At 61.0% G+C, this 11,974-nt stretch carries 9 protein-coding genes; 6 read left to right on the top strand and 3 right to left on the bottom strand.

The annotated features are described in order from the left end of the window. Positions 1–169 precede the first annotated feature (169 nt). Complete coding sequence (gene rpmE, locus ACYF6X_RS23650) at positions 170–385, top strand: 50S ribosomal protein L31 (protein ID WP_004931078.1); 216 nt, start codon at positions 170–172, stop codon at positions 383–385. A 77-nt stretch (positions 386–462) separates the two neighbouring features. Here rpmE and metJ read toward each other — a convergent pair whose 3' ends face one another. Then, positions 463–780, bottom strand: coding sequence for a met regulon transcriptional regulator MetJ (metJ, locus tag ACYF6X_RS23645; RefSeq protein WP_006317756.1), 318 nt, complete (start codon positions 778–780; stop codon positions 463–465). A gap of 304 nt (positions 781–1,084) precedes the next feature. On the opposite strand from metJ, the gene metB reads away from it, so the two are divergent. The 3 genes from metB to metF all read left to right on the top strand — a co-directional run bounded on the left by metB (position 1,085) and on the right by metF (position 5,808). Then, a complete protein-coding gene (metB, locus tag ACYF6X_RS23640) occupies positions 1,085–2,245 on the top strand; it encodes a cystathionine gamma-synthase (RefSeq protein ID WP_130017749.1) in 1,161 nt (386 codons plus the stop codon). A 2-nt stretch (positions 2,246–2,247) separates the two neighbouring features. Next, positions 2,248–4,683: a bifunctional aspartate kinase/homoserine dehydrogenase II gene (locus ACYF6X_RS23635; protein ID WP_107228026.1), complete on the top strand. Its 2,436-nt coding sequence runs from the start codon at positions 2,248–2,250 to the stop codon at positions 4,681–4,683. 228 nt (positions 4,684–4,911) lie between these two features. After that, positions 4,912–5,808, top strand: coding sequence for a methylenetetrahydrofolate reductase (gene metF / locus ACYF6X_RS23630; RefSeq protein WP_033645217.1), 897 nt, complete (start codon positions 4,912–4,914; stop codon positions 5,806–5,808). Between the two features lie 104 nt (positions 5,809–5,912). On the opposite strand, the gene ppc is transcribed toward metF, so the two are convergent. Together ppc and argE are read right to left on the bottom strand one after the other, a co-directional pair. Continuing rightward, a complete protein-coding gene (gene ppc / locus ACYF6X_RS23625) occupies positions 5,913–8,549 on the bottom strand; it encodes a phosphoenolpyruvate carboxylase (RefSeq protein ID WP_107228025.1) in 2,637 nt (878 codons plus the stop codon). A gap of 258 nt (positions 8,550–8,807) precedes the next feature. After that, positions 8,808–9,953, bottom strand: a complete 1,146-nt coding sequence (gene argE, locus ACYF6X_RS23620) for an acetylornithine deacetylase (protein ID WP_165384375.1) — start codon at positions 9,951–9,953, stop codon at positions 8,808–8,810. 216 nt (positions 9,954–10,169) lie between these two features. Between argE and argC the strand changes: the two genes are divergently transcribed. Beyond that, positions 10,170–11,174, top strand: coding sequence for an N-acetyl-gamma-glutamyl-phosphate reductase (gene argC, locus ACYF6X_RS23615; protein WP_063991332.1), 1,005 nt, complete (start codon positions 10,170–10,172; stop codon positions 11,172–11,174). A gap of 20 nt (positions 11,175–11,194) precedes the next feature. Then, the gene (gene argB, locus ACYF6X_RS23610) at positions 11,195–11,968 is read left to right on the top strand and encodes an acetylglutamate kinase (protein ID WP_063991333.1); all 774 of its coding nucleotides are present in this window, start codon (positions 11,195–11,197) and stop codon (positions 11,966–11,968) included. Positions 11,969–11,974 lie beyond the last annotated feature (6 nt).

Genomic DNA, 11,974 nt, shown 5'->3' with positions numbered 1-11,974 from the left:
CAGTTTACACGGCGCATCGGCAAATGTACGGTTCCGATTGCGCGCCCCGACTAATGCTGTATAATTTGCCGCCTTTGGTATAATTCGATACCAAAATTCTATTATCAACCACGTGTGGTGTCTGGCGAAACAGGGCTGGATAGCGACACGGCCTTAACTGAGGTTTCCCATGAAACAAGGTATCCACCCAAAATACGAAGAAGTTACTGCTAACTGCTCTTGCGGTAACGTGATGAAGATCCGCTCCACCGTGGGCCACGATCTGAACCTGGACGTTTGTGGCGCATGCCACCCGTTCTACACTGGCAAGCAGCGTGACGTTGCTACCGGTGGCCGCGTTGACCGCTTCAACAAGCGTTTCAGCGTACCAGGCGCTAAGAAATAAGATTTCTTATCGTCCGATGAAAAAGGCGCCTTTGGCGCCTTTTTTCGTTTCTGCCGCCGGCGTTCGCCGGGCGGTTCTCAATATTCCCAGGTATCGGGATCGACACCCAGTTCGCGCATCAACACTTTTGCGGCTTCCGGGATTTCATCGCTGCGCTCTTTGCGCAGGTCTTCATCGTTCGGCAGCGGCTGGCCGGTAAAGGCATGCAGAAACGCTTCGCACAGCAGTTCGCTGTTGGTGGCGTGGCGCAGGTTGTTCACCTGGCGACGGGTCCGTTCGTCGGTGAGGATTTTCAGGACCTTCAGCGGAATGGATACCGTGATCTTTTTGACTTGCTCGCTTTTTTTACCGTGTTCAGCGTAAGGGCTGACATACTCGCCGTTCCACTCAGCCATGGGACACCTTAACTTTGTCAGAAAAATTACAAAATTCTAAAAACCGGCCAATTATGCCCGATCTTCACTGTTCTCACTAAATAAATGTCAATTTTACGCGACCAGGGTCACTGAATGCCCCGCCTTGGCCGGACATTGTGGCTTAACATCTTATCGTCATGTCATATCGGCATAATTTTAGCGGGTATTGTGCCATTGCTCAATCTATACGCAGAGAAGTTTAGATGTCCAGATGTATTGACGTCTATCAATCCTGCGATTACTCTTTAGGCCTCATTCACCGAACCGAGAGCCGAGCGAGCCCATGACGCGTAAACCAGCCACGATTGCCGTACGCAGCGGCCTGAACGACGACGAACAGTATGGCTGCGTTGTCCCGCCGATTCATTTGTCCAGCACCTATAACTTTACCGACTTCAACCAACCCCGAGCCCATGATTACTCGCGCCGCGGCAACCCGACGCGCGACGTGGTGCAACGCGCGTTGGCGGAGCTGGAAGGCGGCGCCGGCGCGGTGATGACCGGCAGCGGGATGTCGGCGATCCATCTGGTGACCACCGTGCTGTTGAAGCCGGGCGATCTGCTGGTGGCGCCGCACGACTGTTACGGCGGCAGCTATCGGTTGTTCGACAGCCTGAGCAAGCGTGGCGCCTATCGCGTGCTGTTCGTCGATCAGGGTAATGAAGCCTCCCTGCAGCAGGCGCTGGCGCAAAAGCCGAAGCTGGTGCTGATTGAAAGCCCCAGCAATCCGCTGCTGCGGGTGGTGGACATCGCGGCGATCTGCGCCGCCGCACACGCAGCGGGCGCGTTGACGGTGGTGGACAACACCTTCCTCAGCCCGGCCCTGCAACAGCCGATCGAACTGGGTGCCGATCTGGTGGTCCATTCTTGCACCAAATACCTGAACGGGCATTCGGACGTGGTGGCCGGTGCGGTGATTGCCAAAGATCCCGAGCTGGCGGTCGAATTGGCCTGGTGGGCGAACAATATCGGCGTGACCGGCGGCGCGTTCGACAGCTATCTGCTGCTGCGCGGCATGCGCACGCTGTCGCCACGCATCAAGGCGGCGCAGCAAAACGCCGAAGCGATTGTCGGCTATTTACAGCAGCAACCGCTGGTGAAAAAGCTGTATCATCCCTCCCTGCCGGAAAATCCGGGGCATGAGATCGCCCGCCGGCAGCAGCGCGGCTTCGGCGCGATGCTGAGTTTTGAACTGGACGGCGATGAAGCGGTGCTGCGCCGTTTTCTCTCTGCCCTTGAGCTGTTTACTCTGGCAGAATCGCTGGGCGGCGTAGAAAGCCTGATCTCGCATGCAGCGACCATGACCCACGCCGGCATGGCGGCGGAGGCGCGGGCAGCGGCCGGCATCTCCGAGAGCCTGCTGCGCATTTCCGTGGGTATTGAAGACAGTGAAGATTTGATTGCCGATCTGGAACGCGCGTTCCAGGCGGCGGCAACGAGGTAAGCATGAATGCAATTGCTGTAGCAGGGCCGGTGAGCGGGCGTCAACTGCACAAGTTTGGCGGCAGCAGTCTGGCGGATGTGAAGTGTTATCTGCGTGTGGCCGGGATTATGGCGGAATACAGCCAGCCGGGCGACATGATGGTGGTATCGGCCGCCGGCAGTACCACCAACCAGTTGATCAACTGGCTGAAGCTCAGCCAGAGCGACCGCCTGTCTGCGCACCAGGTGCAGCAGACGTTGCGTCGCTATCACAGCGATCTTATCGGCGGCCTGCTGCCGGCGGAAAGCGCCGAGCCGCTGATCGCCGAGTTCATTCAGGATCTGGAACGTCTGGCGGTGCTGCTGGACGGCAAAGTCGACGAGGTGTGCTATGCCGAAGTGGTCGGGCACGGCGAGATCTGGTCGGCGCGCCTGATGGCGGCAGTGCTCAACCACCTGGATATGCAGGCGGCCTGGCTGGACGCGCGTGATTTCCTGCGCGCCGAGCGCGCCGCGCAGCCACAGGTGGATGAAGGCCGTTCTTATCCGCTGCTGCAGCAATTGTTGGCTCAACATCCGGGCAAACGCCTGGTGGTGACCGGCTTCATTTCGCGTAACGACGCCGGGGAAACCGTGCTGTTGGGGCGTAACGGCAGCGATTACTCTGCCACTCAGGTCGGCGCGTTGGCCGGCGCGGCGCGCGTCACCATCTGGAGCGACGTGGCCGGGGTATACAGCGCCGACCCGCGCAAGGTGAAAGACGCCTGCCTGTTGCCGCTGCTGCGCCTGGACGAAGCCAGCGAGCTGGCGCGCCTGGCGGCGCCGGTGCTGCATACCCGCACCCTGCAGCCGGTCTCCGGCAGCGATATCGATCTTCAGCTGCGCTGCAGCTACCAGCCGGAGCAGGGCTCGACGCGCATCGAGCGCGTATTGGCGTCCGGCACCGGCGCCAAGATTGTCACCAGCCACGATGACGTGTGTCTGATTGAGCTGCACGTCGCCGCTCAGCACGACTTCAAACTGGCGCAGAAAGAGTTGGATCTGGTGCTCAAGCGCGCGCAGATCAAACCGCTGGCGGTGGGCATTCATCCTGACCGCAATCGGGTGCAGCTGTGCTACACCTCCGAGGTGGTCAACAGCGCGCTGGCGACCCTGCAGGCCTCGGCGCTGCCGGGTGAACTGCACCTGCGCGAAGGGTTGGCGCTGGTGGCGATGGTCGGCGCCGGGGTTTGCAAGAACCCGCTGCACAGCCACCGTTTCTATCAGCAGCTGAAAGATCAGCCGGTCGAGTTTATTTGGCAGGCGGAAGATGGCATCAGCCTGGTGGCGGTATTGCGCCAGGGGCCGACCGCGCTGCTGATTCAGGGGCTGCACCAAAGCCTGTTCCGCGCCGAGAAGCGCATCGGTCTGGTGCTGTTCGGCAAGGGCAACATCGGGTCGCGCTGGCTGGAGCTGTTTGCCCGCGAGCAGACCAATATTTCCGCGCGCAGCGGTTTCGAATTTATCCTGGCGGGGGTGGTGGACAGCCGCCGCAGCCTGCTGAACTACGACGGGTTGGATGCCAGCCGCGCATTGGCGTTCTTTGAGGACGAGGCGCAGGCGCTCGACGAAGAGTCGCTGTTCCTGTGGATGCGCGCGCACCCGTTCGACGATCTGGTGGTGCTCGACGTGACCGCCAGCGAAGAGCTGGCCGGGCAGTATCTGGATTTCGCCAGCTACGGTTTCCACGTGATCGGCGCCAACAAGCTGGCGGGTGCCTCATGCAGCGATACCTATCGCCAAATTCGCGACGCCTTCGCCAAAACCGGCCGCCACTGGCTGTATAACGCCACCGTTGGCGCCGGCCTGCCGGTCAACCATACGGTGCGCGATCTGCGCGACAGCGGCGACAGCATTTTGGCGATCAGCGGCATCTTCTCCGGCACGCTTTCCTGGCTGTTCTTGCAGTATGACGGCACGGTGCCTTTCACCGAGCTGGTGGATCAGGCCTGGCAGCAGGGGCTGACCGAACCGGATCCGCGGGTTGATCTCTCCGGTCAGGACGTGATGCGCAAGCTGGTGATCCTGGCACGCGAGGCGGGCTACGACATCGAACCGAACCAGGTGCGGGTCGAGTCGCTGGTGCCGGCGGGCTGCGAGCAGGGTTCCGTCGATCAGTTCTTCGAGAACGGCGAGGCGCTGAACCAGCAGATGCAGCAGCGCTTTGAGGCCGCCAGCGAAATGGGCCTGGTGCTGCGTCACGTGGCGCGTTTCGACGCCAACGGCAAGGCGCGGGTCGGCGTGGAGGCGGTGCGTCCTGAGCATCCGCTGGCCTCGCTGCTGCCGTGCGACAATGTGTTCGCCATCGAAAGCCGCTGGTATCGCGATAATCCGCTGGTGATCCGCGGGCCGGGCGCCGGCCGCGACGTGACCGCCGGCGCGATCCAGTCAGACCTTAACCGGTTGGCGCAGCTGCTTTAATCCTCTGCGGGCGCGGGTTCACCGCGCCCCTTTGCTTTTACTGCCATACTTATCCCTGTCGCCGTCATGAAATTCCCTCGTTGAGCGGGTGAGGATTAATCATCTTATTCCCCTCATTTTCCTGTTGACTCTTTAGCCAACATGCGGCATTTTCTATCTAGACGTCTAAACGTATAGACGCTCATCAAGATGAAATAAAAACAGTGATCGATAAGAGGTGAGCAGGGTATGAGTTTTTTCCACGCAAACCAGCGGGAAGCGCTGAATCAGAGTCTGGCGGAGTTGAACGGCCAGATTAACGTATCATTCGAGTTCTTCCCGCCGCGCACCAGCGAGATGGAGGAGACCCTGTGGCAGTCGATCGATCGTCTGAGCATCCTCAAACCCAAATTCGTTTCCGTCACCTACGGTGCCAACTCCGGCGAGCGCGATCGCACCCACAGCATCATCAAGGGGATCAAGGAACGCACCGGCCTGGAGGCGGCGCCGCACCTGACCTGCATCGACGCCAGCCCGGCGCAGCTGCGCGACATCGCGACCGATTACTGGAACAGCGGCATCCGCCATATCGTGGCGCTGCGTGGCGATCTGCCGCCGGGCGGCGGCAAGCCGGAAATGTACGCGACCGATCTGGTGGCGCTGCTGAAAGACGTGGGCGACTTCGACATTTCCGTCGCCGCCTACCCGGAAGTGCACCCGGAGGCGAAGAGCGCCCAGGCCGATTTAATCAACCTGAAGCGCAAGATCGACGCCGGCGCCAGCCGCGCCATCACCCAGTTCTTCTTTGACGTCGAGAGCTACCTGCGTTTTCGCGACCGCTGCGTCGCCGCCGGTATCGACGTGGAAATCGTGCCGGGCATTCTGCCGGTGTCCAACTTCAAGCAGCTGCAGCGTTTCGCCACCATGACCAACGTGCGGGTGCCAAGCTGGATGACCAGCATGTTCGAAGGGCTGGACGACGATGCGGAGACCCGCAAAATGGTCGGCGCCAACATCGCCATGGACATGGTGAAGATCCTCAGCCGCGAAGGGGTGAAAGATTTCCACTTCTATACGCTGAACCGTGCGGAGATGAGCTACGCGATCTGCCACACGCTGGGCGTGCGCCCGGTGGCCGCCGCCTGACAGGCCTGTTCTGTTGAAAAAGGGCGCCGCTTTACCGCGGCGCCCTTTTTTTGTGGGGAAACATAAAAAAACGGCCCCGATAAACGGGGCCGCGATTAGGCTCACTAGCCGGTGTTGCGCATCCCGGCGGCGACGCCGGCGATGGTGACCATCAGCGCTTGCTCAACGCGGGCGTCCGGCTGATCCTGCTGGCGTGAACGGTGCAGCAGCTCGGCCTGCAAGACGTTCAGCGGGTCGGTATAAACGTTGCGCAGCGCGATGGATTCGGCGATCCACGGCAGGTCTTCCATCAGGTGGGCATCGTTGGCGATGGTCAGCACCACCTTGATGTCGCTTTCCAGCTGATCGCGCAGCTGTTGGCCCAGCGGCCACAACGATTTATCCACCAGGCGCTGATCGTAGTATTCCGCCAGCCACAGGTCGGCCTTGGCGAACACCATTTCCAGCATGGCGATGCGGGTGGAGAAGAACGGCCAGTCGCGACACATCGCCTCCAGTTCCGCCTGCTTACCGGCTTTCACCGCTTCCTGCAATCCGGCACCGGCGCCGAGCCAGGCCGGCAGCATCAGGCGGTTCTGCGTCCAGGCGAAGATCCACGGAATGGCGCGCAGGCTCTCCACGCCGCCGTTCGGCTTGCGTTTGGCCGGGCGTGAGCCCAGCGGCAGTTTACCCAGCTCCAGCTCCGGCGTGGCCGCGCGGAAGTAAGGCACGAAGTCCGGGTTTTCACGCACGTAGCCGCGATACATCCGGCAGGAAGTCTCGGACAGGTCGTCCATCAACGCCCGCCATTCTTTCTTCGGTTCCGGCGGCGGCAGCAGGTTGGCCTCGAGGATCGCGCCGGCATACAGCGCCAGGCTGCTGATGGTGACCTCCGGCAGGCCGAATTTGAAGCGAATCATCTCACCCTGTTCGGTGACGCGCAGGCCGCCCTTCAGGCTGCCCGGCGGCTGCGACAGCAGCGCCGCATGCGCCGGTGCGCCGCCGCGGCCGATGGAGCCGCCTCGGCCGTGGAACAGCGTCAGCGCCACGCCGGCCTTTTCGCAGGTTTTGATCAACGCGTCCTGCGCACGGTACTGCGCCCAGGAGGCGGCCATCACGCCGGCGTCTTTCGCCGAGTCGGAGTAGCCGATCATTACCATCTGTTTGCCTTGAATAAATCCGCGATACCAGTCGATGTTCAGCAACTGGGTCATCACGTCGTCGGCGTTGTTCAGATCGTCGAGGGTTTCGAACAGCGGGGCGACCGGCAGCGCGAACGGGCAGCCGGCCTCTTTCAGCAGCAGGTGCACCGCCAGCACGTCGGAAGGCGTGCGCGCCATCGAAATCACGTAGGCGGCGATCGAGCCCTGCGGCGCTTCGGCGATCACCCGGCAGGTTTCCAGCACTTCCTGCGTATCGGCGCTCGGTTGCCATTTCAGCGGCACCAGCGGGCGTTTGGAGTTCAGTTCGCGGATCAGGAACGCCTGTTTATCGGCTTCCGACCAGCTTTCATAGTCGCCCAGCCCCAGATAACGGGTCAGCTCGGCGATGGCTTCGGTATGGCGGGTGCTCTCCTGGCGCACGTCGATGCGCACCAGCGGCACACCGAAGCAGCGCACGCGGCGCAGGGTATCCAGCAGTTGACCGTTGGCGATGATGCCCATGCCGCAGGCCTGCAGCGACTGGTAGCAGGCATACAGCGGCTCCCACAGCTGCTCGTTGTTCACCAGCAGGTCGTGCGGTTTCAGTACGCGCTCGCCTTTCAGGCGGCCTTCCAGATAGGCCTGGGAGCTCATCAGCTGGCTGCGCAGCTGCTTCATGATTTCGCGGTACGGTTCCTGAACTTCGTCACCGCCGGCGCGGGCGCGCAGCTCCGGGGTGCATTCGGTCATCGACAGCTCGGAGACCAGCACCTGAATATCGCGGGTGAACAGGTCGCAGGCTTTCCAGCGGCTGAGCAGCAGCACATGGCGGGTAATTTCGGCGGTCACGTTCGGGTTGCCGTCGCGGTCGCCGCCCATCCAGGAGGTGAAGCGCACCGGCACCGCTTCCGCCGGCAGGCTGTAATCGATGGAGTTTTCCAGCTGTTCGTTGAACTCGCGCAGGAACGCCGGCACGCCTTCCCACAGGCTGTTTTCCACCACCGCGAAGCCCCATTTGGCTTCGTCAATCGGGGAGGGGCGATGTTTGCGAATTTCATCGGTGTGCCACGACTGGGCCACCAGTTGGCGCAGGCGGCGCATGATCTTGTTGCGCTCGTAGTCGGCCAGATCGTTGTGATCGAGCTGGCTGAGGCAGGTGTTGACCTCCACCAGCTTGTGGATCAGGGTGCGGCGGGTGATCTCCGTCGGGTGTGCCGTCAGCACCAGCTCGATGGAGAGTTGCGACACCGCGTGCTGCAACTCTTTGTCGCTGAGCTTTTTGTCTTTGAGACGGCTGAACAGCTGAGCCAGCGCTTCCGGGTTGCTGGCGGCCTCGCCGTTGGGCGAAATGCTGTGGTACTGCTCGGCGACGTTGGTCAGGTTGAGGAACTGGCTGAAGGCGCGCGCCACCGGCAGCAGCTCGTCGTTGGACAGGTTCTGCAGGGTGGAGAGCAGCTCCTGGCGATGCGCTTCGTTGCCGGCGCGTGAGGATTTGGAAAGCTTACGGATGGTCTCAACGCGATCGAGAATATGCTCGCCCAGCGCTTCTTTGATGGTATCGCCGAGCAATTTGCCGAGCATACTGACATTACTGCGCATTGCCGAATATTGTTCGTTCATATAACCCCTGACCCAGTTCTGTATGATTTTTATCTTGTAAATAAATTTCACGCGTCAGGCGCAGACCGCCTGCCTGATCACATCGCGTTCCTGTCCAATCGTCAATTGACACTATTTTTAGCAAAAAAACATCAAAATCGGCGCTTTTTCTGAAATTTAATTACGCCGCGTCGGTTATCAGCGTGGCTTATTTCGCCGGTTTCTACTTATTTTGAGGTAGGGAAAAGCATAAAGCATTTCCCCTGTTAAATGTCGGGTTTATTGCCGGCAAAAGTGATTGACCAGCTGGCCCAACAGTTTGCGCGTCGGTTCGATAAAGGCGGTGTCGATGTATTCGTCCGGCTGGTGGGCCTGATCGATGGAGCCGGGGCCGAGCACCAACGTCGGGCAAACCTGCTGCACGAACGGCGCTTCGGTGCAGTAGTTGACCACCTGCGTGCGGGTGCCCAGCAGTTCCTCGATCACCGCCACCATGCGGTGGTCGGTCGGGCATTCGTAACCCGGCACCGACGCGTGCAGCTCTTCGATGGTCAGGCGGCCCGGCCAGCGTTGGCTCACCGGCTCCAATGCCTGATGCATCAGCTCGTTGATGTTGTCGAGCGTCATGCCGGGCAGCGGACGGATATCCAGGTGCAGCTCGCAGCAGGCACAGATGCGGTTGGCCGCGTCGCCGCCGCTGATATGGCCAAAGTTCATGGTGGGATAAGGCACGGCGAACGCCGGATTGTTGTAGCGTTCCTGCAGGGTTTTACGCAGCTCCATCAGGCGGCCGATGGAGTCGTGCATCAGATCGATGGCGTTGACGCCGCGCGCCGGATCACTGGAATGGCCGGACTGGCCGACGATGCGAATGGCGTTGGCCATGTGGCCCTTGTGCGCGCGCACCGGCTGCAGCGAGGTCGGTTCGCCGATGATGGCGAAATCCGGACGAATGGCGGTGGAGGCGGCGAAATAACGCGCGCCGGCCATCGTCGTTTCTTCATCTGCGGTAGCCAGAATGTACAGTGGCTTGGTCAGTTTGCTCGCGTCGATGTCGCGCACCGCATCCAGAATAAAGGCGAAGAAGCCTTTCATGTCGGCGGTGCCCAGGCCGTAGAGCTTGTTGTCGTGCTCGGTCAGGGTGAAGGGATCGCGCGTCCAGCGGCCTTCGTCGTAAGGCACCGTGTCGGTATGGCCGGCCAGCAGCAGGCCGCCGCTGCCTTCGCCGATGCTGGCCAGCAGGTTGAATTTGTGGCGCGATTCCGGCACCGGCTGTACGTCGACGCGAAAGCCCAGGTCGGCAAACCATCCGGCCAGCAAGTTGATTAACGCCTCATTGCTCTGATCGAGGCCGGCATCGGTGGCGCTGATTGACGGAGTGGCGATCAACGCCCGGTACAGCTCAATAAATGGAGGTAATTTCATCTTCACTGTTGACAGCCTTTGGTTAGGATAGTATCAATATTCATGCATTTATTTTGAATAAAAATACAGTAAGCCGGTGCATAAGGGAACCCGATACCCAGATGTTTATAAAAGCATCAACGCCTGGCTCCGTGGGTGAACGGCGCATCAACGCTGGCTAGCCCTGTTACCTGGGTCGCAAGCGACCGCACGTCAGTTTAGAAGGTGAAAGGCCACATGTTGAATACGCTGATCGTTGGTGCCAGCGGTTACGCCGGAGCGGAGCTCACGGCTTACCTGAATCGCCACCCACACATGAACATAACCGCTTTAGCGGTTTCAGCGCAAAGTGCAGATGCAGGAAAGTTGCTTTCCGATCTCCATCCCCAGTTGAAAGGCATCGTCGATCTGCCGCTGCAGCCGTTGATCGACGTTGCCAAGGCGGCGCAGGGCATCGACGTGGTGTTCCTCGCCACCGCCCATGAAGTCAGCCACGATATCGCACCGGCCTTTCTGGCGGCGGGCTGCGTGGTGTTCGATCTGTCGGGCGCCTTCCGCGTGCAGGACGCCGGTTTTTATAGCCAGTACTACGGTTTCGAACATCAGCATGGCGCCCTGCTGGAGCAGGCGGTATACGGCCTGGCGGAATGGCAGAGCGACAAGATTAAACAGGCGCAGCTGATTGCCGTGCCGGGGTGTTACCCGACGGCGGCGCAGCTGGCGCTGAAACCGTTGATCGAAAAACAGCTGCTGAACCTCGACCAGTGGCCGGTGATTAACGCCACCAGCGGCGTCAGCGGCGCCGGGCGCAAGGCCAGCATGACCACTAGCTTCTGCGAAGTGAGCCTGCAGCCGTACGGTATTTTCACTCATCGGCACCAGCCGGAGATCGCCGCGCACCTGGGCGTGCCGGTCATCTTTACGCCGCACCTGGGCAATTTCCCGCGCGGCATCCTTGAAACCATCACCTGCCGCCTGAAGGCCGGCGTGACCGCGCAGGACGTCGCCGCCGCCTATCATGCCGCCTATGACGACAAGCCGCTGGTGCGGTTGTACGACCAGGGCGTGCCGGCGCTGAAAGCGGTGGTGGGGCTGCCGTTCTGCGACATCGGTTTTGCGGTGCAGGGCGAGCATCTGATCGCCGTAGCGGTGGAAGACAACCTGCTGAAAGGCGCGGCGGCGCAGGCGGTGCAATGCCTGAATATCCGTTTCGGCTTCCCGGAAACCCAGTCACTCCTTTAAACCAGCGTGAGTAAACAGCAATGAACCCGTTAATTATCAAGTTAGGTGGCGTGTTATTAGACAGTGAAGAAGCGCTGGAGCGTCTGTTTACCGCGCTGGACAGCTACCGGCAGCAGCATCAGCGTCCGCTGGTGATCGTGCACGGCGGCGGCTGCGTGGTGGACGAACTGATGAAGCAGCTCGCTTTGCCGGTGGTGAAAAAGAACGGCCTGCGGGTCACGCCGGCCGATCAGATCGACATCATCACCGGCGCGCTGGCCGGCACCGCCAACAAAACGCTGCTGGCGTGGGCGATTAAACACCAAATCAACGCCGTCGGCCTGAGCCTGGCGGATGGCGGCAGCGCGGTCGTGACCCCTCTCGATCCGGCATTGGGCCACGTCGGCAACGCGCAGCCCGGTTCGCCCGCGCTGCTCAATACCCTGCTGAGCGCTGGCTACCTGCCGGTTGTCAGCTCCATCGGCATCACTGCCGAAGGGCAGTTAATGAACGTGAACGCCGATCAGGCGGCGACGGCGCTGGCGGCGACGCTGGGGGCGGATCTGATCCTGCTGTCGGACGTCAGCGGCATCCTCGACGGCAAGGGGCAACGCATTGCGGAAATGACGGCGCAAAAAGCGGAACAACTGATCGCGCAAGGCATCATCACCGATGGTATGGTGGTGAAGGTGAATGCGGCGCTCGACGCGGCCCGCACCCTCGGCCGCCCGGTGGATATCGCCAGCTGGCGCCATGCCGATCAGCTTTCTGCTTTGTTTAACGGCGTGTCGATTGGCACCCGGATCCTCGCTTAATTTTAG

The organism is Serratia sp. ID 25-353, from assembly GCF_054792795.1.
The sequence above is the reverse complement of the archived record's forward strand: the minus strand, read 5'-3'. Positions and strand labels throughout refer to the sequence as shown.